25 protein-coding genes are annotated in these 26,831 nt (G+C 70.5%); 24 read left to right on the top strand and 1 reads right to left on the bottom strand.

Features of this window, described 5'->3' with window-relative positions; genetic code table 11:
* The first annotated feature begins 4 nt into the window (after positions 1-4).
* From J8M50_RS16765 to nusB, 16 genes are all read left to right on the top strand, one after another.
* On the top strand, positions 5-1,360 hold the full coding sequence (locus J8M50_RS16765; protein ID WP_010357899.1) for a replication-associated recombination protein A: 1,356 nt from the start codon (positions 5-7) through the stop codon (positions 1,358-1,360).
* Between the two features lie 314 nt (positions 1,361-1,674).
* Positions 1,675-2,289 (top strand): 30S ribosomal protein S4, encoded by a 615-nt coding sequence (rpsD, locus tag J8M50_RS16770; protein ID WP_010357900.1) that lies wholly within the window; start codon positions 1,675-1,677, stop codon positions 2,287-2,289.
* A 152-nt stretch (positions 2,290-2,441) separates the two neighbouring features.
* Positions 2,442-2,858, top strand: coding sequence for a DUF948 domain-containing protein (locus J8M50_RS16775; RefSeq protein WP_010357901.1), 417 nt, complete (start codon positions 2,442-2,444; stop codon positions 2,856-2,858).
* Between the two features lie 8 nt (positions 2,859-2,866).
* Positions 2,867-3,199, top strand: a complete 333-nt coding sequence (locus J8M50_RS16780) for a hypothetical protein (protein WP_010357902.1) — start codon at positions 2,867-2,869, stop codon at positions 3,197-3,199.
* Positions 3,199-5,871: an alanine--tRNA ligase gene (alaS, locus tag J8M50_RS16785; RefSeq protein ID WP_010357903.1), complete on the top strand. Its 2,673-nt coding sequence runs from the start codon at positions 3,199-3,201 to the stop codon at positions 5,869-5,871. Before J8M50_RS16780 ends, alaS begins: the two co-directional genes overlap by 1 nt.
* A complete protein-coding gene (gene ruvX, locus J8M50_RS16790) occupies positions 5,871-6,323 on the top strand; it encodes a Holliday junction resolvase RuvX (RefSeq protein ID WP_010357904.1) in 453 nt (150 codons plus the stop codon). Before alaS ends, ruvX begins: the two co-directional genes overlap by 1 nt.
* Before the next feature lie 106 nt (positions 6,324-6,429).
* The gene (gene mltG, locus J8M50_RS16795; RefSeq protein WP_086014061.1) at positions 6,430-8,166 is read left to right on the top strand and encodes an endolytic transglycosylase MltG; all 1,737 of its coding nucleotides are present in this window, start codon (positions 6,430-6,432) and stop codon (positions 8,164-8,166) included.
* A gap of 15 nt (positions 8,167-8,181) precedes the next feature.
* A complete protein-coding gene (locus J8M50_RS16800) occupies positions 8,182-9,021 on the top strand; it encodes a shikimate dehydrogenase (RefSeq protein WP_010357906.1) in 840 nt (279 codons plus the stop codon).
* A 54-nt stretch (positions 9,022-9,075) separates the two neighbouring features.
* Entirely contained in the window at positions 9,076-9,399 is a 324-nt protein-coding gene (locus tag J8M50_RS16805; protein WP_010357908.1) for a hypothetical protein, read from the top strand.
* Between the two features lie 168 nt (positions 9,400-9,567).
* Positions 9,568-10,752 (top strand): chorismate synthase, encoded by a 1,185-nt coding sequence (aroC, locus tag J8M50_RS16810; protein WP_010357910.1) that lies wholly within the window; start codon positions 9,568-9,570, stop codon positions 10,750-10,752.
* Complete coding sequence (locus J8M50_RS16815; RefSeq protein ID WP_010357911.1) at positions 10,749-11,264, top strand: shikimate kinase; 516 nt, start codon at positions 10,749-10,751, stop codon at positions 11,262-11,264. The genes aroC and J8M50_RS16815 overlap by 4 nt, the downstream gene beginning before the upstream one ends.
* A complete protein-coding gene (gene aroB / locus J8M50_RS16820; protein ID WP_010357912.1) occupies positions 11,261-12,337 on the top strand; it encodes a 3-dehydroquinate synthase in 1,077 nt (358 codons plus the stop codon). The genes J8M50_RS16815 and aroB overlap by 4 nt, the downstream gene beginning before the upstream one ends.
* A gap of 240 nt (positions 12,338-12,577) precedes the next feature.
* Positions 12,578-13,468 (top strand): Pro-rich N-terminal domain-containing protein, encoded by an 891-nt coding sequence (locus J8M50_RS16825; RefSeq protein WP_029184391.1) that lies wholly within the window; start codon positions 12,578-12,580, stop codon positions 13,466-13,468.
* 123 nt (positions 13,469-13,591) lie between these two features.
* The gene (locus J8M50_RS16830) at positions 13,592-14,683 is read left to right on the top strand and encodes an aminopeptidase P family protein (protein WP_010357914.1); all 1,092 of its coding nucleotides are present in this window, start codon (positions 13,592-13,594) and stop codon (positions 14,681-14,683) included.
* 46 nt (positions 14,684-14,729) lie between these two features.
* Complete coding sequence (efp, locus tag J8M50_RS16835) at positions 14,730-15,296, top strand: elongation factor P (RefSeq protein ID WP_010357915.1); 567 nt, start codon at positions 14,730-14,732, stop codon at positions 15,294-15,296.
* Positions 15,297-15,298: 2 nt separating this feature from the next.
* Positions 15,299-15,724, top strand: coding sequence for a transcription antitermination factor NusB (gene nusB / locus J8M50_RS16840; protein WP_010357916.1), 426 nt, complete (start codon positions 15,299-15,301; stop codon positions 15,722-15,724).
* Between the two features lie 219 nt (positions 15,725-15,943).
* Here nusB and bldD read toward each other — a convergent pair whose 3' ends face one another.
* Positions 15,944-16,444, bottom strand: a complete 501-nt coding sequence (bldD, locus tag J8M50_RS16845; RefSeq protein WP_010357917.1) for a transcriptional regulator BldD — start codon at positions 16,442-16,444, stop codon at positions 15,944-15,946.
* Between the two features lie 252 nt (positions 16,445-16,696).
* Between bldD and pyrR the strand changes: the two genes are divergently transcribed.
* The 8 genes from pyrR (at position 16,697) to pyrF (ending at position 26,631) form a co-directional block, all read left to right on the top strand.
* Positions 16,697-17,254, top strand: a complete 558-nt coding sequence (pyrR, locus tag J8M50_RS16850) for a bifunctional pyr operon transcriptional regulator/uracil phosphoribosyltransferase PyrR (protein WP_010357918.1) — start codon at positions 16,697-16,699, stop codon at positions 17,252-17,254.
* Between the two features lie 86 nt (positions 17,255-17,340).
* Positions 17,341-18,330: an aspartate carbamoyltransferase catalytic subunit gene (locus J8M50_RS16855; protein WP_010357919.1), complete on the top strand. Its 990-nt coding sequence runs from the start codon at positions 17,341-17,343 to the stop codon at positions 18,328-18,330.
* A 4-nt stretch (positions 18,331-18,334) separates the two neighbouring features.
* Positions 18,335-19,621 carry a dihydroorotase gene (locus J8M50_RS16860; protein WP_010357920.1) on the top strand — a complete coding sequence of 429 codons (1,287 nt, stop codon included), beginning with the start codon at positions 18,335-18,337 and terminating at the stop codon, positions 19,619-19,621.
* Positions 19,618-20,187, top strand: coding sequence for a PH-like domain-containing protein (locus tag J8M50_RS16865; RefSeq protein ID WP_010357921.1), 570 nt, complete (start codon positions 19,618-19,620; stop codon positions 20,185-20,187). Before J8M50_RS16860 ends, J8M50_RS16865 begins: the two co-directional genes overlap by 4 nt.
* Entirely contained in the window at positions 20,184-21,326 is a 1,143-nt protein-coding gene (gene carA, locus J8M50_RS16870; protein ID WP_010357922.1) for a glutamine-hydrolyzing carbamoyl-phosphate synthase small subunit, read from the top strand. Before J8M50_RS16865 ends, carA begins: the two co-directional genes overlap by 4 nt.
* Entirely contained in the window at positions 21,319-24,627 is a 3,309-nt protein-coding gene (carB, locus tag J8M50_RS16875) for a carbamoyl-phosphate synthase large subunit (protein WP_010357923.1), read from the top strand. Before carA ends, carB begins: the two co-directional genes overlap by 8 nt.
* 70 nt (positions 24,628-24,697) lie before the next feature.
* A complete protein-coding gene (locus J8M50_RS16880; protein ID WP_010357924.1) occupies positions 24,698-25,798 on the top strand; it encodes a quinone-dependent dihydroorotate dehydrogenase in 1,101 nt (366 codons plus the stop codon).
* Complete coding sequence (gene pyrF / locus J8M50_RS16885; protein ID WP_010357925.1) at positions 25,795-26,631, top strand: orotidine-5'-phosphate decarboxylase; 837 nt, start codon at positions 25,795-25,797, stop codon at positions 26,629-26,631. The genes J8M50_RS16880 and pyrF overlap by 4 nt, the downstream gene beginning before the upstream one ends.
* Positions 26,632-26,831 lie beyond the last annotated feature (200 nt).

Consider the following 26,831-nt stretch of genomic DNA (forward strand, 5'->3'; position numbering starts at 1 on the left):
CCGTGTGGAGCCCGATCTGTTCACCGCAGCCGCCGAAGACCGCCAGGAGAAGGACCCGACGGGGAGCCCCCTGGCGGTCCGGATGCGCCCGCGCACGCTCGACGAGGTGGTGGGCCAGCAGCACCTCCTGAAGCCGGGGTCCCCCTTGCGCCGCCTGGTCGGCGAGGGCGCGGGCGGTCCGGCCGGAGTCTCCTCGGTGATCCTCTGGGGCCCGCCCGGCACGGGCAAGACGACCCTCGCGTACGTCGTCTCGAAGGCCACCGACAAGCGGTTCGTGGAGCTGTCGGCGATCACCGCAGGCGTCAAGGAGGTCCGCGCGGTCATCGACGGCGCGCGCCGCGCCAGCGGGGGGTACGGCAAGGAGACCGTCCTCTTCCTCGACGAGATCCACCGCTTCAGCAAGGCCCAGCAGGACTCCCTCCTCCCGGCCGTCGAGAACCGCTGGGTCACCCTCATCGCGGCGACCACCGAGAACCCGTACTTCTCGATCATCTCCCCCCTCCTGTCCCGCTCCCTCCTCCTCACCCTCGAACCCCTCACGGACGACGACCTGCGCGCCCTCCTCAGAAGGGCCGTCACCGACGACCGGGGCCTCAAAGCCGCCGTCACCCTCCCCGAGGACACCGAGGACCACCTCCTGCGTATCGCCGGAGGAGACGCCCGCCGCGCCCTCACCGCCCTGGAGGCCGCCGCCGGAGCAGCCCTGGACCAGGGCGAGACCGAGGTCACCCTCGCGACGCTGGAGCAGACTGTCGACCGCGCGGCGGTCAAGTACGACCGCGACGGCGACCAGCACTACGACGTCGCCAGCGCCCTCATCAAGTCCATCCGCGGCTCCGACGTGGACGCCGCCCTGCACTACCTGGCCCGCATGATCGAGGCCGGCGAGGACCCCCGCTTCATCGCCCGCCGCCTGATGATCTCGGCGAGCGAGGACATCGGGCTGGCGGACCCGAACGCCCTCCCCATAGCCGTCGCCGCGGCGCAGGCCGTCGCCATGATCGGCTTCCCCGAGGCCGCGCTCACCCTCAGCCACGCGACCATCGCGCTCGCGCTGGCGCCGAAGTCCAACGCGGCGACGACCGCGATCGGCGCCGCCCTGGAGGACGTCCGCAAGGGCCTGGCCGGATCGGTGCCGACGCATCTGCGGGACGGCCACTACAAGGGCGCCGCCAAGCTGGGGCACGCGCGGGGGTACGTCTACCCGCACGACCTGCCCGAGGGCATCGCCGAGCAGCAGTACGCCCCGGACCAGATCAAGGACCGCGAGTACTACACGCCGACCAGACACGGCGCGGAGGCGCGGTACGCGGACGCCGTCGAGTGGACCAGGAAGCACCTCGGTCGCAAGCGGTCCTGAGCACCCTGTAAACTCGCCCGAAGTGCCGTGTCCCGCGCTGTCAGAGCGGGACGACCGGCCGGAACCCCCGCAAGGGGGCTCCAGGAGCGTCGCGCACCGTCGAACGGTGTCGCGGGCAGCCCACCACCATCCGCCGCGAGGCGAGAACCGGTCGGTGGGCCACTCGCGTGCTGCACGTATGTGCCCAGACCAGGGGAGCGGCTGCCCGAACCGTCCTGTCTCTCGCGGACAAGGACGACGAGGGTTTCCCCGGCTGCGGATTGCGACCTCTCGTTGCTGCTGACAAGCCGAAGAAACATTACGGAGACAACAAAGTGGCGAACCAGTCCCGCCCCAAGGTCAAGAAGTCGCGTGCCCTCGGCATCGCGCTGACCCCGAAGGCCGTCAAGTACTTCGAGGCCCGCCCCTACCCGCCGGGCGAGCACGGCCGTGGCCGCAAGCAGAACTCGGACTACAAGGTCCGTCTGCTGGAGAAGCAGCGTCTGCGCGCGCAGTACGACCTCTCCGAGCGTCAGCTCGTCCGCGCCTACGAGCGTGCCTCCAAGGTCCAGGGCAAGACCGGTGAGGCCCTGATCATCGAGCTGGAGCGCCGTCTCGACGCGCTGGTCCTGCGTTCGGGCATCGCCCGCACGATCTACCAGGCCCGCCAGATGGTCGTCCACGGCCACATCGAGGTCAACGGTCAGAAGACCGACAAGCCCTCGTTCCGTGTCCGTCCCGACGACGTCGTGATGGTCCGCGAGCGCAGCCGCGAGAAGACCCTCTTCACCGTGGCCCGCGAGGGTGGCTTCGCCCCCGACGGTGAGACCCCGCGCTACCTTCAGGTCAACCTCAAGGCCCTGGCGTTCCGCCTGGACCGCGAGCCGAACCGCAAGGAAATCCCGGTCATCTGCGACGAGCAGCTGGTCGTCGAGTACTACGCCCGCTGATCTTTCATCGGCCGTAGTACCACTCGGAGCCCGCTGTCCCCTTGGGGGCGGCGGGTTTTCGCATGCCCGTAATGCGGTACAGAGCGCTCCCCGAGGCGCGATAGGCTCCCCTGACAGGAGGCAAGTTTTACGCGTCAGAGAGTGGGTGTCAGGTGTCCGGAGGCGAGGTAGCCGGGATCATCGTGGCCGTCTTCTGGGCGATCCTGGTCTCCTTCCTCGCCGTCGCGCTGGTGAGGCTGGCCCAGACGCTCAAGGCGACCACCAAGCTCGTGGCGGACGTGACCGACCAGGCCGTACCGCTGCTCGCGGACGCCTCCACGGCCGTACGCTCCGCGCAGACGCAGATCGACCGGGTCGACGCGATCGCCTCGGACGTCCAGGAGGTCACCTCCAACGCCTCCGCGCTGTCGACGACGGTCGCCTCGACGTTCGGCGGACCTCTCGTGAAGGTCGCCGCGTTCGGGTACGGCGTACGCCGCGCACTCGGCGGCCGTAAAGAAGCCGCCGTGCCGGCGAAGGCACCCCGCCGTACCGTGATCGTGGGCCGCGTCCGTGGGAAGAGGGACTGAGAGCAGCGATGTTCCGCCGTACGTTCTGGTTCACGACCGGCGTCGCAGCCGGTGTCTGGGCCACCACCAAGGTCAACCGCAAACTGAAGCAGCTCACCCCGGAGAGCCTCGCCGCGACCGCGGCGAACAAGGCGCTGGAGACCGGCGCGCGGATCAAGGACCGCGCGGTCGGCTTCGCGCTCGACGTCCGGGACGGCATGGCCCAGCGGGAGGCCGAGCTGGAGGACGCGCTCGGCATCGAGAGCGCGCCCGAACTCCCCGCACCCCGGCGCATCGCCGCCATCGAGAACACGACGTATCCCAACACGACGTACACGTACAACCGGAATGAGGACCACTGATGGAGTCGGCCGAGATTCGCCGCCGCTGGCTGAGCTTCTACGAGGAGCGCGGGCACACCGTCGTGCCTTCGGCGTCGCTCATCGCGGACGACCCGACTCTGCTCCTCGTCCCGGCCGGCATGGTTCCCTTCAAGCCGTACTTCCTCGGTGAGGTCAAGCCGCCGTGGTCGCGCGCCACCAGCGTGCAGAAGTGCGTGCGCACCCCCGACATCGAAGAGGTCGGCAAGACCACCCGGCACGGCACCTTCTTCCAGATGTGCGGCAACTTCTCCTTCGGTGACTACTTCAAGGAAGGCGCCATCAAGTACGCCTGGGAGCTGCTCACCAGCCCCCAGGACAAGGGCGGTTACGGCCTCGACCCCGAGCGCCTGTGGATCACCGTGTACCTGGAGGACGACGAGGCCGAGCGCATCTGGCACGAGGTCGTCGGCGTGCCGAAGGAGCGCATCCAGCGCCTCGGCATGAAGGACAACTACTGGTCGATGGGCGTCCCCGGGCCCTGCGGCCCCTGTTCCGAGATCAACTACGACCGCGGCCCGGAGTTCGGCGTCGAGGGCGGCCCGGCCGTCAACGACGAGCGGTACGTCGAGATCTGGAACCTCGTCTTCATGCAGTACGAGCGCGGCCAGGGCATCGGCAAGGACAATTTCGAGATCCTCGGCGAGCTGCCCAGCAAGAACATCGACACGGGCCTCGGCCTGGAGCGCCTCGCGATGATCTTGCAGGGCGTGCAGAACATGTACGAGATCGACACCTCGATGGCCGTCATCGACAAGGCCACCGAGCTGACCGGCGTCCGCTACGGCGACGCCCACGGCTCGGACGTCTCCCTGCGCGTGGTCACCGACCACATGCGTACGTCGGTGATGCTGATCGGCGACGGCGTGACCCCCGGCAACGAGGGCCGGGGCTACGTCCTGCGCCGCATCATGCGCCGTGCCATCCGCAACATGCGCCTCCTCGGTGCCACCGGCCCGGTCGTCCTGGACCTCATCGACACGGTCATCCGGATGATGGGCCAGCAGTACCCGGAGCTGATCACCGACCGCGAGCGGATCGAGAAGGTCGCCGTCGCCGAGGAGAACGCCTTCCTCAAGGCCCTCAAGGGCGGCACGAACATCCTCGACACGGCCGTCACCGAGACCAAGGCGTCCGGCGGCACGGTCCTCGCCGGCGACAAGGCGTTCCTCCTGCACGACACGTGGGGCTTCCCCATCGACCTCACCCTGGAGATGGCCGCCGAACAGGGCCTGTCCGTGGACGAGGACGGCTTCCGCCGCCTGATGAAGGAGCAGCGGGAGCGCGCCAAGGCCGACGCCCAGGCCAAGAAGACCGGCCACGCCGGTGCCGGTGCCTACCGGGAGATCGCCGACAAGGCCGGTGAGACCGACTTCATCGGCTACACCTTCACCGAGGGCGAGACCACGGTCGTCGGCATCCTCGTCGACGGCGTCTCCTCCCCGGCCGCCGGCGAGGGCGACGAGGTCGAGATCGTCCTCGACCGCACCCCCTTCTACGCCGAGGGCGGCGGCCAGATCGGCGACACCGGGAAGATCCGGGTCGAGGGCGGCGCCGTCATCGAGGTCCGCGACTGCCAGAAGCCGGTGCCGGGGGTGTACGTCCACAAGGGCGTCGTCCAGGTCGGCGAGGTGACCGTCGGTGCCAAGGCCCACGCCTCGATCGACTCCCGGCGCCGCACGGCCATCGCCCGTGCCCACTCCGCCACGCACCTCACCCACCAGGCCCTGCGCGACGCGCTCGGCCCGACGGCCGCCCAGGCCGGTTCCGAGAACCAGCCGGGCCGCTTCCGCTTCGACTTCGGCTCGCCGTCCGCCGTCCCGACGGCCGTGATGACCGACGTCGAGCAGAAGATCAACGAGGTGCTCTCCCACGACCTCGACGTGCGCGCCGAGGTCATGGGCATCGACGAGGCGAAGAAGCAGGGCGCCATCGCCGAGTTCGGCGAGAAGTACGGCGAGCGGGTGCGCGTCGTGACCATCGGGGACTTCTCCAAGGAGCTGTGCGGCGGGACGCACGTCCACAACACCTCGCAGCTCGGTCTGGTCAAGCTGCTCGGCGAGTCGTCGATCGGTTCGGGGGTGCGCCGCATCGAGGCCCTTGTCGGCGTCGACGCCTACAACTTCCTGGCCCGTGAGCACACGGTCGTCGCCCAGCTCCAGGAGCTGGTCAAGGGGCGTCCGGAGGAGCTGCCGGAGAAGATCTCGGTCATGCTCGGCAAGCTGAAGGACGCCGAGAAGGAGATCGAGAAGTTCCGCGCGGAGAAGGTCCTCCAGGCCGCCGCCGGACTCGCCGAGTCCGCCAAGGACGTCCGCGGGATCGCCCTGGTGACCGGGCAGGTGCCGGACGGGACGACTCCGGACGACCTGCGCAAGCTGGTCCTCGACGTGCGGGGCCGTATCCAGGGTGGCCGCGCCGCCGTCGTAGCGATCTTCACCGTGAACAACGGCAAACCGCTGACCGTGATCGCCACCAACGAGGCCGCCCGTGAGCGCGGTCTCAAGGCGGGCGATTTGGTCCGCACGGCCGCCAAGACGCTCGGCGGCGGTGGCGGCGGGAAGCCGGACGTCGCCCAGGGCGGCGGCCAGAACCCGGCCGCCGTCGGCGAGGCCGTGGACGCGGTCGAGCGACTGGTCGCCGAGACGGCCAACTGATGCGCCGAGGACGCCGGCTCGCGATCGACGTCGGGGACGCCCGGATCGGGGTCGCCTCGTGCGACCCCGACGGGATCCTCGCGACCCCGGTCGAGACGGTCTCCGGCAAGGACGTACCGGCTGCTCGGCGCCGGCTGAAGCAACTGGCCGACGAGTACGAGCCGATCGAGATCGTCGTCGGGCTCCCGCGCTCCCTCAAGGGGGGCGAGGGGCCGGCGGCGGTCAAGGTCCGGGGCTTCGCGGAGGCGCTGGCCAAGGCGGTCGACCCGATTCCGGTTCGGCTCGTGGACGAGCGGATGACGACCGTGACGGCCGCTCAGGGGCTGCGCGCCTCGGGCGTGAAGTCGAAGAAGGGACGCTCCGTCATCGACCAGGCCGCCGCTGTGATCATCCTTCAGCAGGCCCTGGAATCCGAACGGGTGTCAGGTAAAGCACCCGGAGAGGGCGTCTAAGTGGTCATCTGATCGCGATACGGTAACGTTCCGCGCGATGCGGAGGTGTTCGAACAGCCTCCGCACAACAGAGGCGGAACCGCAGCCTCGCGGCTCTAGGGGATCGATGACTGAGTATGGCCGGGGCCCGGGCCCCGCACCGTGGCATCCGGAGGACCCGTTGTTCGGGGACGGCGGATGGGAAGGGCAGCAGGCGCCCATGGGGCACCAGCCTGCCTACGGGGGCCACCAGCAGTACCCGCAGGAGCCGCAGCAGCAGACGTCGTACAACGGCTGGACCGACGGCGGCCAGCAGCCCGGATACGGCCAGAACCCGCAGCCGCAGTACGACCAACAGCAGTACGACCAGCAGCAATATGACCAGTACGGTCAACCGGTCTACCCCCAGTACGACCAGCAGCAGTACCCCCAACCGAACCAGCCGCAGTCCTATCATCAGGGCGGCTGGGACGGCACCGGCACCCACGCGCACGTCCCCTACGCGGCGGATCCCGGCGACCCCTACGGCCAGCAGCCCGCCGCGTACGGCGCCGAACAGCCCGACTTCTACGGCACCCCCGACGCCTACCCGCCCCCGGAGCCCCCGGCCCGCCGCCGCGAGCCGGAGCCCGAGCCAGACCTCGACCCCGAGCCGCTCGGCGGCATCCTGCCCGAGCCGGCCGACCCGGTCGACGACGAGGGCACGCTCGCCGAGGCCGCTCCCGAGGAGCGCGGCCGGCGCGGCGGCAAAGGAGGCAAGGGCAAAGGGGACAGCGGCAAGAAGAAGCGCCGCAACGGCGCCGCGTGCCTTGTCGTCGTGCTCGTCTTCGGCGGGGGTATCGCCGGGGTCGCCTACTTCGGCATGCAGTTCTACCAGGACCGCTACGGCGCGTCCCCGGACTACGCGGGTAACGGCACGGACGAGACGGTCTCCGTCACCATCCCGAAGGGCGCCGGGGGCGCGGCCATAGGGCGTGAGCTGAAGGCCGCGGGCGTCGTCAAGAGCGTCGACGCGTTCGTGTCCGCGTTCACGCAGAACGCCAAGTCCGGGAGCATCCAAGAGGGTTCGTACGTCCTGAACAAGGAGATGTCCGCCCAGGCGGCCGTCGCGATGATGCTCGACCCCAAGAGCCAGAGCAACCTGATCATCGCCGAGGGCACCCGCAACGTCGCGGTCTACGCGCAGATCGACAAGCGCCTCGACCTCTCCGAGGGCACCACCGCGGGCGTCGCGAAGGCGAAGTACAAGGACCTCGGCCTGCCGGACTGGGCGCTGAACCACCCGAACGTGAAGGACCCGCTGGAAGGGTTCCTGTACCCGTCGCGGTACGCCGTGGCCAAGGCGGACAAGCCCGAGACCCTCCTCAAGGAGATGGTGACTCGCGCCAACCAGAAGTACGAGCAGCTCGGTCTGGAGAAGCAGGCCGACAAGCTCGGGCTCGACGGGCCCTGGCAGCTCCTCACCGTCGCGAGCCTCGCGCAGGCCGAGGGCACCAGCCACGACGACTTCCGCAAGATGGCCGAGGTCGTCTACAACCGCCTCAAGCCCGGCAACCCCCAGACGTACGGCTCGCTGGAGTTCGACTCCACGTACAACTACATCAAGAACCAGAGCAAGATCGACCTGACGATCGCCGAGCTCAAGCGGTTCAACAACCCGTACAACACGTACTACGTCAAGGGGCTGCCGCCCGGCCCCATCGACAACCCGGGTGACGAGGCGCTGCGGGGCGCCCTCAACCCGACCGACGACGGCTGGTACTACTTCATCTCGCTGGACGGCAAGACCAGCAGGTTCACCAAGACCCTCGCCGAACACGAGGAACTGGTCGCCGAGTTCAACGAGTCCCGCAAGGGCTCCTGAGAAGGACAGGTCCCCATGACAGAACGGGCCGCCGCAGCCCGCCGCGCCGCCGTGCTCGGTTCACCGGTCGCGCACTCCCTCTCCCCGGTGCTGCACCGCGCCGCGTACGACGCGCTGGAGCTGACGGACTGGTCGTACGACCGCTTCGAGGTCGACGAGGACTCCCTCGCGGACTTCGTCGCCGGGCTCGGCGGGGAGTGGGCGGGGCTGTCGCTGACGATGCCGCTGAAGCGGGCCGTCATCCCGCTGCTGGACGAGATCAGCGAGGCGGCGGCCTCCGTCGAGGCCGTCAACACGCTGGTGTTCACCGAGGACGGCCGCAAGGTCGGCGACAACACCGACATCCCCGGCATGGTCGCGGCCCTGCGCGAACGCGGCATCGAACAGGTCGAGTCCGCCGCGATCCTCGGCGCCGGCGCCACCGCGTCCTCCGCCCTCGCCGCGCTCTCCCGCATCTGCGCCGGCGAGGTAGTCGTCTACGTCCGCAGCGAGGCGCGCGCCGCCGAGATGCGGCAGTGGGGGGAGCGGCTGGACGTCGAGGTCCGTACCGCGGACTGGGGCGACGCGGCCGAGGGGCTGCGGGCGCCGCTGGTCGTCGCGACGACCCCGGCCGGGGCGACGGACGCGCTCGCCCACGCCGTACCCGAGCGCCCGGCGACCCTCTTCGACGTCCTGTACGACCCCTGGCCGACCGAACTCGCCGCGCGCTGGTCGATGTACGGGGGTGCCGTCGTGAGCGGACTGGACCTCCTGGTCCATCAGGCGGTCCTCCAGGTCGAGCAGATGACCGGGCTCAGGCCCGCTCCCGTGGACGCGATGCGAAAAGCGGGCGAACACGCGCTCGCCTCCCGCTAAGGTTCCCGGGGGCGTCGCGCAGGGGGCGGGGCGCGCATCGGGGGGAGTACCGCCATGACTTTGGCGTCCGGCAAGAGTGAGATCTTCCAGTTCGTCCTTCAGTTCCTGCCCGACTGGATCCAGATTCCCGTCCTGTGCCTGATCATCGGGCTCGTGGTGCTGTCCTGGGTCCTGAAGCTGCGCCGCAAGTGGCTGCTGCGCCGGGCGCTGCGGCAGGTCGGCGCGGGCCAGGGGGCTGTCGTCCAGCAGCAGGGGGACGGGACGCGGGGCGCGGACTTCCTGGGCGCGTACGCACCCCAGCAGCCGCAGGCCGAAGGGCCCCGGGGCGCCGACTTCCTGGGGTCGTACGCGCCGCAGAACCGGTCCGAGCGGGGCTGACTCGTTCCTCCCGGTGAGTCCGCTTCGTGGACCGGAGAGCGGGTTCGGGCGGGGGACGTGGGAGGATCGAGGGCGGCGGGGCCGGGACGCGCACCCGGGGTCGCCCGTGCCGTCCGCGTGGACGCGTGGCGGCGCAGCGGTACCAGGCGCGAGCACCGAGGAGCATCGTTGAGCAGGCTGCGTTGGCTGACCGCGGGGGAGTCCCACGGTCCCGCACTCGTCGCCACGCTGGAGGGTCTTCCCGCCGGCGTGCCGATCACCACGGAGATGGTCGCGGACCATCTCGCGCGGCGGCGGCTCGGTTATGGGCGGGGCGCGCGGATGAAGTTCGAGCGGGACGAGGTGACCTTCCTCGGCGGTGTCCGCCACGGCCTCACCCTGGGTTCCCCGGTCGCGGTGATGGTGGGCAACACCGAGTGGCCGAAGTGGGAGAAGGTCATGTCGGCCGACCCGGTGGACCCGGCCGAGCTGGCGGCCTCGGCGCGCAACGCGCCGCTGACCCGCCCGCGTCCGGGCCACGCGGACCTCGCCGGGATGCAGAAGTACGGCTTCGACGAGGCCCGCCCGATCCTGGAGCGCGCCTCGGCGCGTGAGACGGCGGCGCGGGTGGCGCTGGGCGCGGTCGCCCGGTCGTACCTGAAGGAGACGGCCGGCATCGAGATCGTCAGCCATGTCGTCGAGCTGGCGTCCGCGAAGGCGCCGCTGGGCGTCTACCCGGTCCCCGGCGACGTCGAGAAGCTGGACGCGGACCCGGTGCGCTGCCTGGACGCGGACGCGTCGAAGGCGATGGTCGCGGAGATCGACCAGGCCCACAAGGACGGCGACACGCTGGGCGGGGTCGTCGAGGTGCTGGCGTACGGGGTGCCGGTGGGCCTCGGCTCGCACGTGCACTGGGACCGGCGGCTGGACGCGCGGCTCGCGGGCGCCCTGATGGGCATCCAGGCGATCAAGGGTGTCGAGGTCGGCGACGGCTTCGAGCTGGCACGGGTGCCGGGGTCGCAGGCGCACGACGAGATCGTGAGCACCGACGAGGGTCTGCGGCGCACCTCCGGGCGCTCCGGCGGCACCGAGGGCGGCCTCACGACCGGCGAGGTGCTGCGCGTGCGCGCGGCCATGAAGCCGATCGCGACCGTGCCGCGTGCCCTGAAGACCGTGGACGTGGCGACCGGTGAGGCCGCGCAGGCGCATCACCAGCGTTCCGACGTGTCGGCGGTGCCGGCGGCCGGGATCGTCGCCGAGGCGATGGTCGCGCTGGTCCTCGCGGACGCGGTCGCGGAGAAGTTCGGCGGGGACAACGTCGTCGAGACGCGGCGCAACGTCCGCTCGTACCTCGACAGCCTGACGATCCGATGAGCGGACCACTGGTCGTCCTGGTCGGCCCGATGGGCGTCGGCAAGTCCACCGTCGGGCAGCTCCTCGCCGAGCGCCTCGGCGTGCCCTACCGGGACACCGACGACGACATCGTCACCGAGCAGGGCCGCGCCATCGCCGACATCTTCGTCGAGGAGGGCGAGCCCGCCTTCCGCGCGATCGAGAAGGCCGCCGTACAGGCAGCCCTCGCCGGGCACGAGGGGGTCCTCGCGCTCGGCGGCGGCTCCATCCTCGACGCCGAGACGCGCGACCTGCTCGCCGGGCGCCGGGTCGTCTACCTCTCCATGGACGTCGAGGAGGCCGCCCGCCGCACCGGCCTCAACGCCGCCCGGCCCCTCCTCGCCGTCAACCCGCGCAAACAGTGGCGCGAGTTGATGGAGGCTCGCCGTCATCTGTACGAGGGGGTCGCCACGGCCGTCGTCGCGACGGATGATCGGACGCCGGAAGAGGTCGCCCAAGCCGCCCTGGACGCACTGGAGTTGAAGGACGTATGACGACGACGCGGATCCACGTCGGCGGCGACACGCCGTACGAGGTGCTGGTGGGCCATCAGCTGCTCGGCGAACTCGCCGGGTTGATCGGTACGAGGGCCAAGCGGGTCGCCGTCGTCCACCCCGAGGCGCTCGCCGAGACCGGGGACGCGCTGCGCGCCGACCTCGCCGAGCAGGGGTACGAGGCCGTCGCCATCCAGGTGCCCAACGCCGAGGAGGCCAAGACCGTCGAGGTCGCCGCGTACTGCTGGAAGGCGCTCGGGCAGTCCGGGTTCACGCGGACCGACGTCATCGTGGGCGTCGGCGGCGGGGCGACGACCGACCTCGCCGGGTTCGTCGCGGCGACCTGGCTGCGCGGGGTGCGCTGGATCGCCGTACCGACGACCGTGCTGGCCATGGTCGACGCGGCCGTGGGCGGGAAGACCGGCATCAACACGGCCGAGGGCAAGAACCTGGTCGGGTCGTTCCATCCGCCGGCCGGGGTGCTGTGCGACCTCGCCGCGCTGGAGTCGCTGCCGGTCAACGACTACGTGTCGGGGCTCGCGGAGATCATCAAGGCTGGGTTCATCGCCGACCCGGTGATCCTCGACCTGATCGAGGCCGACCCCGAGGCGGCGCGTACGCCGGCCGGGCCGCACACCGCCGAGCTGATCGAGCGGTCGATCCGTGTGAAGGCGGACGTCGTGTCGTCCGACCTCAAGGAGGCGGGGCTGCGGGAGATCCTCAACTACGGCCACACCCTCGCGCACGCCATCGAGAAGAACGAGCGGTACAAGTGGCGGCACGGCGCCGCCGTATCCGTGGGGATGCACTTCGCGGCCGAACTCGGGCGGCTCGCCGGGCGGCTGGACGACGCGACCGCCGACCGGCACCGGACCGTTCTGGAGTCGGTCGGGCTGCCGCTGCACTACCGCTACGACCAGTGGCCCAAGCTGCTGGAGACGATGAAGGTCGACAAGAAGTCGCGCGGCGACCTGCTGCGGTTCATCGTCCTCGACGGCCTCGGCAAGCCGACCGTCATGGAGGGCCCCGACCCGGCGGTACTGCTCGCGGCGTACGGCGAAGTGGGGCAGTAGGGCGCCGAGGCCCTGTCGTCACATTCCCGTCGTCCGCCCGGCAGGCGGGAATGTGACGACAGGGCCTTAGATCATCGTCGCCCGATTCGGCTTCCACAGCGGGCACTTCGGACCGCCCCCGGTCGTTCACCAAACGACGGCCGGGGGCGGTACCGTTCGGTGGGGGAGCGGGCCCGCCCGATCAGCTTCGCGCCCCGGAGGCGAACCGAGCCCGCACAGAACGAGACGGAGTGGCACCGGATGCAGCACGCAGTGGGTTCTCCGCTGCCGCCGCCCCACCAGTGGGGGCACGGTCCGGTCGGCTGGTCGCCGGCCGCACAGCATCCGGGACCGTACCCCTCCCATCCCCACCCGCAGGCGCAGCCGGGCTTCACACCGCCGCAGGTCCCGCAACCGCAGGTCCCGCCGGTACCCCCGGCTCCGCCGGCCGCCCATCCTCCGGTCCACCAGCCGCCGGGCCCGCCGATCCACCAGCCCCCGGTGCCGCAGTACTCCCCGCCGCCCCGGCAGGCCCCCGGTGACGTCACCGGCCATGTCCCGCTGCCGGCCGGCGAGCCCGTCATCGCCCCGGCGGCCACGATGCTCGCGGTGCTGCTCATCGGCCCCGCCGGAGCCGGCAAGACCAGCGTCGCCAAGTACTGGGCCGAGCACCGCCGCACCCCCACGGCCCACATCAGCCTCGACGACGTCCGCGAGTGGGTCCGCTCCGGCTTCGCCGACCCGCAGCGCGGCTGGAACGACCACTCCGAGGCCCAGTACCGCCTCGCCCGCCGCACCTGCGGCTTCGCCGCCCGCAACTTCCTCGCCAACGGCATCTCCTGCATCCTCGACGACGCGATCTTCCCGGACCGCCCCGCGGTGGGCCTCGGCGGCTGGAAACGGCACGTGGGCCCCGGCCTGCTCCCGGTCGTCCTCCTGCCCGGCCTGGAGGTCGTCCTGGAGCGCAACGCGGAGCGCTCCGGCAACCGCCGCCTCACGGACGAGGAGGTCGCGCGCATCCACGGCCGGATGGCGGGCTGGTACGGATCGGGCCTGCCGATCATCGACAACTCGCAGCTCGACGTGGAGTCGACGGCACGCGTTCTGGACGAGGTGCTGGCGAGGGCGATTGCAAGTCCGCCGAAGTGGTAGCCGAACACAGGTAACCCGTATCCGGCATCCCGCACCCAGGCAGTCGCTCAGGAGCCCCCCTTGGTCCCCCGAACGGCACTCCCCAAAACGGCATATTTCGCCACAGACTCCTACGCTCGACTCATGTCAGACGCGTACGCAACCCGCCGAACCCGCCTCAGAGACCGGTGCGCCGCGGCGGGCAGCGCCACCGCGCTCGTCACCCGCCCGGCCAACGTGAGATACCTCTCCGGCGCGGCCCCCGAGAACGCCGTGCTTCTCGTCGGCGCGCGGGAGGACCTCCTCCTGTGCACCGAGCCCCCGGACAACCGTCCCGACGACTTGCTGCGGGTCCACGTCCTGCCGGGCGAGGGGGGTGACCCGGCGGTCGCCGCCGCCGACTTCCTCACCGCGCAGGGCATCGACACCCTCGCCGTCGAGGAGCACCACCTCACGGTCGCCCGCCACCGCGCGATCCACTCCGTCGCCCCCCACCTCCTCCTCGCCGACCTCGCGGGCACGGTCGAGCAGCTGCGGATCGTCAAGGACGAGGAGGAGATCACCTGCCTGCGCGTCGCCGCCGAGATCGCCGACCAGGCCCTCGGCGAACTCCTGGAGTCCATCCTGGTCGGCCGCACGGAACGCCACCTCGCCCTGGAGCTGGAACGCCGCCTCGTCGACCATGGCGCCGACGGCCCTGCCTTCCCGACGTCCGTCGCGACCGGCCCGCACGCGGGTCTGCGCGGCCACAGCCCCACCGACCGGCGGGTGGAGGAGGGCGACTTCCTCTCCGTCTGCCTGGGCGCGGCGTACCGCGGCTACCGCTGCGAGATCGGCCGTACCTTCGTCATCGGCACGGCGCCCGCGGACTGGCAGATCGAGCTGTACGACGCCGTCTTCGCCGCTCAGCGGGCCGGTCGGGAGGCCCTCGCGCCCGGCGTCGAGTACCGGGACGCGGACCGCGCGGCGCGTCAGGTCCTGGAGGCCGCGGGGTGGTCCGAGGGGCTGCCGAAGCTCATGGGACACGGAGTCGGACTGGAAATCGAAGAGGACCCGCAGCTCGCCCCCGCGGCCATGGGTAAACTGGACGCTTGCGTGCCGGTCACCGTCGAACCCGGGGTTCACCTCCCGGGCCGGGGCGGCGTCCGGATCGATGACACGCTCGTCGTACGCCCCGAGGCGGACGGCGGACCCGAGCTACTCACCATCACGACCAAGGAGCTGCTCGCGCTGTAGCGCTTGCGCCGGGGTCGTCCACGTCAGTCCAGGAGATTCCGCAACCGTGGCTTCCACGAACGACCTCAAGAACGGCCTGGTGCTCAAGCTCGACGGCGGCCAGCTGTGGACCGTCGTCGAGTTCCAGCACGTCAAGCCCGGCAAGGGCCCGGCTTTCGTGCGCACCAAGCTGAAGAACGTGCTCTCCGGCAAGGTGGTCGACAAGACCTTCAACGCCGGCGTCAAGGTCGAGACGGCCACTGTCGACAAGAGCGACATGCAGTTCTCGTACATGGACGGCGAGTACTTCGTCTTCATGGACATGGAGACCTACGACCAGCTGATGGTCGACCGCAAGGCCGTCGGCAGCGCCGCGAACTTCCTCATCGAGGGCTTCCAGGCGACCGTCGCGCGCCACGAGGGCGAGGTGCTCTTCGTCGAGCTGCCGGCCGCCGTCGAGCTGGTCATCGCCGAGACCGAGCCGGGTCTCCAGGGCGACCGCTCCACCGGTGGCACGAAGCCGGCCAAGCTGGAGACCGGGTACGAGATGCAGGTCCCGCTCTTCATCACCACCGGCGAGAAGATCAAGGTCGACACCCGTTCCGGCGACTACCTCGGCCGGGTGAACAGCTAACCGTGGCTGCTCGCAACACGGCTCGCAAGCGTGCCTTCCAGATCCTCTTCGAGGGGGACCAGCGCGATGCCGATGTCCTGACGGTGCTCGCGGACTGGGTGCGGCTGTCCCGGTCCGACGACCGTCAGCCGCCGGTCAGCGAGTACACGATGCAGTTGGTCGAGGGGTATGCGGAGCATGCCGCCCGGATCGACTCCCTGATCTCCCAGTACTCGGTCGGGTGGACGCTCGACCGGATGCCGGTGGTCGACCGGAACATCCTGCGGCTCGGTGCGTACGAGCTGATCTGGGTGGATGCTACGCCGGACGCGGTGGTGCTGGACGAGATGGTTCAGCTCGCGAAGGAGTTCTCCACGGAGGAGTCTCCGGCGTTCGTGAACGGGCTTCTGGGGCGGTTCAAGGAGCTGAAGGGTTCGTTGCGCCGGTAGTTGTGGGGGGTTCTGCGGTCGGGCGGCTGCGGCTGCGTCGTGGCTTGTCGCGCAGTTCCCCGCGCCCCTAAAAAGCAAAGGCCCTTGCGGGCCTTTTGCGTTCCCCAAGCGCCGTGGCTTCACAGAAACGTGCCGCCGGGTGGCTGGAACCGAGTGATTCGGTTCTGGCCAACCCGGCGGCACGTTTCTGCTCAGGCGTGGCAAGCGTTGTGGGCTTGGTCAGCCTTCCTCGTGGGTCACCGCGCGGCGCGCGTCCGCGTCGAGGACGCCCCAGCTGATCAGCTGCTCGGTGAGGACCGAGGGGGACTGGTCGTAGATGACCGCGAGGGTGCGCAGGTCGTCCTGGCGGATCGAGAGGACCTTGCCGTTGTAGTCGCCGCGCTGGGACTGGATCGTCGCCGCGTAGCGCTGGAGGGGGCCCGCCTTCTCGACCGGGACATGGGCGAGGCGCTCCAGGTCCAGGACCAGCTTCGGCGGAGGCTCGGCGGCGCCTCCAGGGGTGGTGCCCGGCAGCAGTTCCTGCACCGGGACGCCGTAGAAGTCCGCCAGTTCGGCGAGGCGCTGCACGGTGACGGCGCGGTCTCCGCGCTCGTACGACCCGACGACGACCGCCTTCCAACGGCCCTGGGACTTCTCCTCGACACCGTGGAGGGAAAGGCCCTGCTGGGTGCGGATCGCGCGGAGCTTGGCCCCGAGCTGTTTGGCGTATTCGCTGGACATATAGCTCCCGGCGCTGTGTCGACGCGGACGGCTGTGTTGCCGTGCCGCTCGGCTGGTAACTCATTGTGAGGTTACGCAGCGTGATTCTCCTGCGTCAAGCCGAATGGTCCACACCGACCCTTCCGTGGTATCGATGGCCGATTACTCCAGGGGGGTGATCAGGGGCGCAGCCCCGGCCTGCTACGGTTGATGGCGCAAACCCGACATCCTTTAAGGTCCGTCCCGTGAGGCGGAGAAGGAGGTCCCTTCCGTATGGACATCCGATCGTCCGATGCGCGGCCCGTTCTCGAGGGCCCCGACATCGCGCGGGTACTGACCCGCATCGCCCACGAGATCGTCGAACGCGCCAAGGGCGCCGACGACGTGGTGCTCCTCGGCATCCCGACCCGCGGCGTGTTTCTCGCCCGGCGCCTCGCCGAGAAGCTCGAAGAGATCACCGAACGCCCGATCCCGGTCGGCTCGCTGGACATCACGATGTACCGCGACGACCTGCGCATGCACCCCCCGCGCGCGCTGGCCCGCACCGAGATCCCCGGTGACGGCATCGACGGCCGCCTCGTGGTCCTCGTCGACGACGTGCTCTTCTCCGGCCGCACGATCCGCGCCGCCCTCGACGCCCTGAACGACATCGGGCGCCCGCGCGCGGTGCAGCTCGCGGTCCTCGTCGACCGGGGCCACCGGGAACTGCCCATCCGCGCCGACTACGTCGGCAAGAACCTCCCCACGTCGCTGCGGGAGACGGTCAAGGTCCAGCTCGCCGAGGAGGACGGTCGCGACACCGTGCTGCTCGGCGCGAAGCCGGACCAGTAGCAGGCGCTTGATGGCACGCCGATCTGTCGGCGTGCGCGCGCTTGCCCGGAATCTCCCGAATTAAACCTGCTTACGGAGCCTGACAGATGCAGCGTCATCTCATCTCGGCCGCCGACCTCACCCGCGACGACGCCGTCCTGATCCTCGACACCGCTGAGGAGATGGCCCGGGTCGCCGACCGGCCCATCAAGAAACTGCCCACCCTGCGCGGGCGCACGGTCGTGAACCTCTTCTTCGAGGACTCCACGCGCACCCGCATCTCCTTCGAGGCCGCCGAGAAACGCCTCTCGGCCGATGTCATCAACTTCACCGCCAAGGGCTCCTCGGTCTCCAAGGGCGAGTCCCTGAAGGACACCGCGCAGACGCTGGAGGCGATGGGCGTCGACGCCGTCGTCATCCGGCACGGCGCCTCGGGAGCCCCGTACCGCCTCGCCACCTCCGGGTGGATCGACGCGGCCGTCATCAACGCCGGTGACGGCACCCACCAGCACCCCACCCAGGCCCTCCTGGACGCGTTCACGATGCGCCGCCGGCTCATCGGCCGCGACGCCGGGCTCGGCGAGGACCTGGCCGGCAAGCGGATCACCCTCGTCGGTGACGTCCTGCACAGCCGGGTCGCCCGCTCCAACGTGGACCTGCTGCACACGCTCGGCGCCCACGTCACCCTCGTCGCCCCGCCCACCCTGGTGCCGGTCGGCGTCGGGAACTGGCCCTGCGAGGTGTCGTACGACCTCGACGCGGTGCTGCCCAAGTCGGACGCGGTGATGATGCTGCGCGTCCAGCGGGAGCGAATGAACGCGGCCTTCTTCCCGACCGAGCGGGAGTACTCGCGCCGCTACGGCCTGGACGGCGAGCGGATGGCGCGGATGCCGGAGCACGCGATCGTCATGCACCCCGGCCCGATGGTCCGCGGCATGGAGATCACCGCCGAGGTCGCCGACTCCCCGCGCTGCACGGTCGTCGAACAGGTCGCCAACGGCGTGTCGATCCGGATGGCCGTCCTGTACCTGCTTCTGGGCGGCAACGAACCCGCCGTCACGCACACCCGCCCCACCACCGGTTCCGAGGAGAAGTAAGACCATGAGCAAGATCCTGATCCGTGGTGCGAAGGTGCTCGGGGGCGAGCCGCAGGACGTCCTGATCGACGGTTCGTTCATCGAGGCCGTCGGTACGGGCCTCAGCGCGGACGGCGCCGAGGTCGTCGAGGCGGCAGGCAAGGTGCTGCTCCCCGGCCTCGTCGACCTCCACACCCACCTGCGCGAGCCCGGCCGCGAGGACTCCGAGACCGTCCTCACCGGCACGCGCGCGGCGGCCTCCGGCGGCTACACGGCCGTCTTCGCCATGGCCAACACGTTCCCCGTCGCCGACACGGCCGGCGTCGTCGAGCAGGTCTACCGGCTCGGCCAGGAGCACGGCTACTGCGACGTCCAGCCGATCGGCGCGGTCACCGTCGGCCTGGAGGGCAGGAAGCTCGCCGAGCTGGGCGCGATGCACGAGTCGGCGGCCGGGGTGACGGTCTTCTCCGACGACGGCAAGTGCGTGGACGACGCGGTGATCATGCGCCGCGCGCTGGAGTACGTGAAGGCGTTCGGCGGGGTCGTCGCGCAGCACGCGCAGGAGCCCCGGCTGACCGAGGGCGCCCAGATGAACGAGGGCGTCGTCTCCGCCGAGCTGGGCCTCGGGGGCTGGCCCGCCGTCGCCGAGGAGTCGATCATCGCGCGGGACGTGCTGCTGGCCGAGCACGTCGGCTCGCGCGTGCACATCTGCCACCTCTCCACCGCCGGGTCCGTCGAGATCGTCCGCTGGGCCAAGTCCCGCGGCATCGACGTCACCGCCGAGGTCACCCCGCACCACCTGCTCCTCACCGACGAACTGGTCCGGTCGTACGACCCGGTCTACAAGGTCAACCCGCCGCTGCGCACCGAGCGGGACGTCCGCGCCCTGCGCGAGGCGCTCGCCGACGGCACGATCGACATCGTCGCCACCGACCACGCCCCGCACCCGCACGAGGACAAGGACTGCGAGTGGGCCGCCGCCGCGATGGGGATGGTCGGCCTGGAGACCGCGCTGTCGGTGGTGCAGGAGACCATGGTGGAGACGGGCCTGCTGGACTGGGCCGGGGTCGCCGAGCGCATGTCGTCCAAGCCGGCCGAGATCGGCCGCGCGACCGGCCACGGCCGCCCTGTCTCGGCAGGTGAGCCCGCCAACCTCACGCTCGTCGACACGGCATACCGTGGGTCCGTGGACCCCGCGGGCTTCGCCTCGCGCAGCCGGAACACCCCGTACGAGGGGCGCGAGCTGCCGGGCCGCGTGACGCACACGTGGCTGCGGGGCAAGGCCACGCTCGTCGACGGGAAGCTCACGTGACATCACCTCTCCTGATCGCCGCCGAGAAGGAATCGGCCGCGGTGACCGACTGGGCCGCGCGGATCGGCTGGGTCGTCGGACTCTGCCTGTTCGTCGCGCTCGTCTACTGGCTGATGCGCGAGGGCTGGAAGTGGCGCGGCACCCTCCAGGGCGACCTGCCGGAACTCCCCGCCGCGCCGGACGAGCCCGGTGAGCCGAGACTGACGATGACCGGCCGCTACCACGGCTCCACCACCGCCGGTCAGTGGCTGGACCGCATCGTCGCCCACGGCCTGGGCACCCGCAGCAGGGTCGAGCTGACCCTGACGGACGCCGGCCTGGACGTCGTACGGCCCGGTGCCACCGACTTCTTCGTACCGGCCGACGCCCTGCGCGAGGCGCTGCTCGGCAAGGGCATCGCGGGCAAGGTCCTCAGCGAGGGCGGCCTCCTCGTGGTGACCTGGGCGCACGGCGACAAGCTGATCGACTCCGGTTTCCGCTCGGACCACGCGGCCGAGCACACGGACTGGGTCGAGGCCATCAACTCCATGATCAAGAACAACCAGACGGAAGGCGCCGAAAGATGACGACCTCCACCAGGGGAACCGCCAAGGTTCCCGCCGTACTCGTCCTGGAGGACGGCCGGGTCTTCCGGGGCCGCGCCTACGGGGCCGTGGGGGAGACCTTCGGCGAAGCGGTGTTCTCCACCGGCATGACCGGCTACCAGGAGACCCTGACCGACCCGTCGTACGACCGCCAGATCGTGGTCGCGACCGCCCCGCAGATCGGCAACACGGGCTGGAACGACGAGGACGACGAGTCGTCCCGCATCTGGGTCTCCGGCTACGTCGTCCGCGACCCCTCGCGCGTGCCGTCCAACTGGCGCGCCAAACGTTCGCTGGACGCTGAACTGGTGGCGCAGAGCGTCGTCGGCATCTCCGGCGTCGACACCCGCGCCCTCACCCGCCACCTGCGCGAACGCGGCTCGATGCGCGCCGGGATCTTCTCCGGTGCGACGATCGCACCGGAACCCGACCTCGTCGCACGCGTCCAGGCACAGCCCCCGATGAAGGGCCTGAGCCTGTACGAGGAGGTCGCCACCAAGGAGGCGTACGTCGTCCCCGCGGTCGGCGAGAAGCGGTTCACCGTCGCCGCGATCGACCTCGGCATCAAGGGCATGACCCCGCACCGCATGGCCGAGCGCGGCATCGAGGTGCACGTGCTGCCCGCCACGGCGACCGAGGAGGACGTGTACGCGGTCAGCCCCGACGGCGTGTTCTTCTCCAACGGCCCCGGCGACCCCGCCACCGCCGAAGGCCCCGTCGCCCTCATGACGGCCGTCCTCGCGCGCAAGACGCCGCTGTTCGGCATCTGCTTCGGCAACCAGATCCTCGGCCGCGCCCTCGGCTTCGGCACCTACAAGCTGAAGTACGGCCACCGGGGCATCAACCAGCCCGTGCAGGACCGCACGACCGGCAAGGTCGAGGTCACCGCGCACAACCACGGCTTCGCCGTCGACGCGCCCCTCGACCGGGTCAGCGAGACCCCGTTCGGGCGTGCCGAGGTCTCCCACGTGTGCCTCAATGACGACGTGGTGGAGGGCCTGCGGCTGCTCGACCAGCCCGCCTTCTCCGTCCAGTACCACCCCGAAGCGGCGGCGGGCCCGCACGACGCCGCCTACCTGTTCGACCGCTTCGTGACTTTGTTGGAGGGCCAGCGTGCCTAAGCGCACCGATATCCAGTCCGTCCTGGTCATCGGCTCCGGCCCGATCGTCATCGGCCAGGCCGCCGAGTTCGACTACTCCGGCACCCAGGCCTGCCGCGTCCTGCGCGCCGAGGGCCTCAGGGTCATCCTCGTCAACTCCAACCCGGCGACGATCATGACCGACCCGGAGATCGCCGACGCGACCTACGTCGAGCCGATCACCCCCGAGTTCGTCGAGAAGATCATCGCGAAGGAGCGCCCGGACGTCCTGCTGCCGACCCTCGGCGGCCAGACGGCCCTCAACACCGCGATCTCCATGCACGAGCAGGGTGTGCTGGAGAAGTACGGCGTGGAACTGATCGGCGCCAACGTCGAGGCGATCAACAAGGGCGAGGACCGCGACCTGTTCAAGGGCGTCGTCGAGGCCGTCCGCGCGAAGATCGGGCACGGCGAGTCCGCCCGCTCGGTGATCTGCCACTCCATGGACGACGTCCTCGCGGGCGTCGACACCCTCGGCGGCTACCCCGTCGTCGTCCGCCCCTCCTTCACCATGGGCGGCGCAGGCTCCGGGTTCGCGCACGACGAGGAGGAACTGCGCCGCATCGCCGGACAGGGCCTCACGCTGTCGCCGACCACCGAGGTGCTCCTTGAGGAGTCGATTCTCGGGTGGAAGGAGTACGAGCTTGAGCTGATGCGCGACAAGAACGACAACGTCGTGGTCGTCTGCTCCATCGAGAACTTCGACCCGATGGGCGTCCACACGGGCGACTCGATCACGGTGGCGCCGTCGATGACGCTGACCGACCGCGAGTACCAGATCCTGCGGGACATCGGTATCGCGATCATCCGCGAGGTCGGCGTCGACACGGGCGGCTGCAACATCCAGTTCGCGGTCAACCCCGAGGACGGCCGGGTCATCGTCATCGAGATGAACCCGCGCGTGTCGCGGTCTTCGGCGCTGGCCTCCAAGGCGACCGGCTTCCCGATCGCCAAGATCGCCGCGAAGCTCGCCGTCGGCTACACGCTCGACGAGATCCCGAACGACATCACGCGGGAGACCCCGGCGTCCTTCGAGCCGACGCTCGACTACGTCGTCGTCAAGGCGCCCCGGTTCGCGTTCGAGAAGTTCCCGCAGGCCGACTCGACCCTGACGACGACCATGAAGTCGGTCGGCGAGGCCATGGCTATCGGCCGCAACTTCACCGAGGCGTTCCAGAAGGCGCTGCGCTCGCTGGAGAAGAAGGGCAGCCAGTTCACGTTCGTCGGCCCGGTCGGCGACAGGACTGAGCTGCTCGAAGCGTCCGTGCGCCCCACCGACGGCCGGATCAACACCGTCATGGAGGCCATCCGCGCGGGCGCCACGCCGGAGGAGATCTTCGCGTACACGAAGATCGACCCCTGGTTCGTCGACCAGCTCTTCCTGATCAAGGAGACCGCCGACGAGCTGGCCCAGGCGCCGGAGCTCACCGCCGACCTGCTCGCCGAGGCCAAGCGGCACGGCTTCTCCGACCAGCAGATCGCCGAGATCCGCGGCCTGCGCGAGGACGTCGTCCGCGAGGTCCGCCACGCGCTCGGCATCCGCCCGGTCTACAAGACGGTCGACACCTGCGCCGCCGAGTTCGCCGCGCAGACCCCGTACTTCTACTCGTCCTACGACGAGGAGACCGAGGTCGCCCCGCGCGAGAAGCCGGCCGTCATCATCCTCGGCTCGGGCCCCAACCGCATCGGCCAGGGCATCGAGTTCGACTACTCCTGCGTGCACGCGTCCTTCGCGCTGTCCGACGCCGGGTACGAGACCGTGATGGTCAACTGCAACCCCGAGACCGTCTCCACCGACTACGACACCTCCGACCGGCTCTACTTCGAGCCGCTCACCCTGGAGGACGTCCTGGAGATCGTCCACGCGGAGACGCAGGCCGGGCCGGTCGCGGGCGTCGTCGTCCAACTCGGCGGGCAGACGCCGCTGGGCCTCGCGCAGGCGCTCAAGGACAACGGCGTACCGATCGTCGGCACGCCCCCCGAGGCGATCCACGCGGCCGAGGACCGGGGTGCCTTCGGGCAGGTCCTCGCGGACGCGGGCCTGCCGGCCCCCAAGCACGGCACGGCGACCACCTTCACGGGCGCCAAGGCCATCGCCGACGAGATCGGCTACCCGGTCCTGGTACGGCCCTCGTACGTCCTCGGCGGGCGCGGCATGGAGATCGTGTACGACGAGACCCGGCTGGAGTCCTACATCGCCGAGTCGACCGAGATCAGCCCCTCGCGGCCGGTCCTCGTCGACCGGTTCCTCGACGACGCCATCGAGATCGACGTGGACGCGCTCTACGACGGCCAGGAGCTGTACCTCGGCGGCGTCATGGAGCACATCGAGGAGGCCGGCATCCACTCCGGCGACTCGGCGTGCGCGCTGCCCCCGATCACCCTCGGCGGCCACGACATCAAGCGGCTGCGCGCCTCCACGGAGGCCATCGCGCGCGGGGTCGGGGTGCGCGGTCTGATCAACATCCAGTTCGCGATGGCCGGGGACATCCTGTACGTCCTGGAGGCCAACCCGCGCGCGTCGCGCACGGTCCCCTTCACCTCCAAGGCGACCGCCGTGCCGCTCGCCAAGGCCGCCGCCCGGATCTCCCTGGGCGCGACCGTCGCCGAACTGCGCGCCGAAGGGCTGCTGCCCGCGCGCGGGGACGGCGGCGAGCTGCCCATGGACGCGCCGATCTCCGTCAAGGAGGCCGTCATGCCGTGGTCGCGGTTCCGCGACATCCACGGCCGGGGCGTCGACACGGTCCTCGGCCCGGAGATGCGCTCCACCGGCGAGGTCATGGGCATCGACTCCGTCTTCGGCACGGCGTACGCCAAGTCGCAGGCGGGCGCATACGGGCCGCTGCCCACCAAGGGCCGCGCGTTCATCTCCGTCGCCAACCGCGACAAGCGCTCGATGATCTTCCCGGCGCGCGAACTCGTCGCCCACGGCTTCGAGCTCCTCGCGACGTCCGGCACGGCCGAGGTCCTCAAGCGCAACGGCATCAACGCGACGATCGTCCGCAAGTTCAGCGAGGGCGAGGGCCCGGCGGGCGAGAAGACGATCGTCCAGCTCATCCACGACGGCGAGGTCGACCTCATCGTCAACACCCCGTACGGCACCGGCGGCCGGCTCGACGGCTACGAGATCCGTACGGCGGCTGTCGCGCGCTCCGTGCCCTGCCTGACGACCGTCCAGGCGCTCGCGGCGGCCGTCCAGGGCATCGACGCGCTCAACCACGGCGACGTGGGCGTGCGCTCGCTCCAGGAACACGCCGAGCAGCTGACAGCGGCACGGGACTAGCAGCCAGGCAGCCACAAGGGGGGACACCGGGAACGGTGTCCCCCTCCGTATGGGGACCCTCTGGGGAGTTATGTACAACCTGTTCTTCCGACTGATCTTCCAGCGCATGGACGCCGAGAAGGCCCACCACCTGGCCTTCCGGTGGATCCGCCTCGCCGTGCGCGTGCCCGTGCTGCGGACGTTCCTCGCCGCCGCGCTCGCGCCCCGCTTCAAGGAGCTGCGCACCGAGGCGTTCGGGCTGCGGATGCACGGGCCGTTCGGGCTCGCCGCCGGGTTCGACAAGAACGCCGTCGCGGTCGACGGAATGGCGATGCTGGGGTTCGACCACGTCGAGATCGGGACCGTGACGGGGGAGGCGCAGGACGGCAACCCCAAGAAGCGGCTGTTCCGGCTGGTGCCCGACCGCGCGCTGATCAACCGCATGGGGTTCAACAACGACGGCTCCCTGCGCGTCGCCGCGCGCCTCGCCTCCCGGGAAACGGTTTTCAAGACCGTCGTGGGCGTCAACATCGGCAAGACCAAGGTCGTACCGGAGGCGGAGGCGGTCGGGGACTACGTGAAGTCCGCCGAGCGGCTCGCCCCGTACGCCGACTACCTCGTCGTCAACGTGTCCTCGCCGAACACGCCCGGGCTGCGGAATCTGCAAGCCGTTGATCACTTGCGACCGCTTCTCGCTGCCGTGCGCGAGGCCGCCGACCGTGTCGTCCCCGGTCGCCGGGTGCCGCTGCTCGTGAAGATCGCGCCGGACCTCGCGGACGACGACGTCGACGCCGTCGCCGACCTCGCCGTCGAACTGGGTCTTGACGGGATCATCGCGACCAACACCACCATCGCGCGCGAAGGGCTGCTTTCCGGGACGTCGCTGACCGAGGAGACCGGCGGGCTCTCCGGCGCGCCCCTCAAGGCGCGCTCCCTGGAGGTCCTGAGGCGCCTGTACGCGCGTGTGGGCGACCGGATCACCCTCGTGGGGGTCGGGGGCGTCGAGAGCGCCGAGGACGTCTGGGAGCGGATCCTCGCGGGTGCGACGCTCGTCCAGGGCTACAGCGCGTTCATCTACCAAGGGCCCTTCTGGACCCGCGCGATCCACAAGGGGCTCGCCGCGCGCCTGCGCACGAGCCCGTACGCCACCCTCGCCGACGCGGTCGGCGCCGACGTGAGGAAGACGGCATGAGCACCTTCGGTACGCGCCTGCGCCGGGCGATGGACGAGCGGGGCCCGCTGTGCGTGGGCATCGACCCGCACGCCTCGCTGCTCGCCGAGTGGGGGCTCGACGACGACGTCGCCGGGCTCGAACGGTTCAGCCGGACCGTCGTCGAGGCCGTCGCGGACCGGGTCGCCGTCCTCAAGCCGCAGAGCGCGTTCTTCGAGCGGTTCGGCTCGCGCGGGGTCGCCGTCCTGGAGAAGTCCGTCGCCGAGGCCCGCGCGGCGGGCGCGCTGGTCGTCATGGACGCCAAGCGCGGGGACATCGGCTCCACGATGGCCGCCTACGCCGAGGCGTTCCTCTCGCCGGACTCGCCGCTGTTCTCCGACGCGCTGACCGTCTCGCCGTATCTCGGGTACGGCTCCCTCACGCCCGCCGTCGCGCTCGCGCGGAAGAACGGGTGCGGGCTGTTCGTCCTCGCGCTGACCTCCAACCCCGAGGGCGGCGAGGTCCAGCACGCGGTCCGCGCCGACGGACGCAGCGTGGCGGCGACGATCCTGTCCCACCTCGCCGCCGAGAACGCCGGCGAGGAGCCGCTCGGCTCCTTCGGGGCGGTCGTCGGGGCGACGCTGGGCGACCTGTCCTCGTACGACCTCGACATGGGCGGTGCGCTGCTCGCGCCCGGCGTGGGGGCGCAGGGGGCGACGCCCGCCGATCTGCCCCGCGTGTTCGGGGCCGCGCTGCCTCGCGTCGTACCGAACGTGAGCCGGGGCGTTCTGCGGTTCGGACCCGATGTGAAGGCGCTGCGGGAGGCCGTCGAGCGGTTTTCCGGGGAGGTCCGGGAAGCGGTGGGGTCGGTCTGACCGGCCGGTTCTCGCCGACTTGAGGATGGATACAGCCTCAAATCCGGGGAGTTTCGCGGCATATGTCCGGTCCCGTAGAGGCTGACCAGGACTTTTCCGCTGTTCTCGCTGACTCAGGCGGAGTTGGCCGCTAGTCTCCGACGGAGAGTGAACGGGCAAGCGTGTTGCTCGTCGCTCGTCAGGTGTGGGGCGACTAGGTT

It is taken from the genome of Streptomyces acidiscabies, assembly GCF_020010905.1.
GTDB classification, from domain to species: Bacteria; Actinomycetota; Actinomycetes; order Streptomycetales; family Streptomycetaceae; genus Streptomyces; species Streptomyces acidiscabies.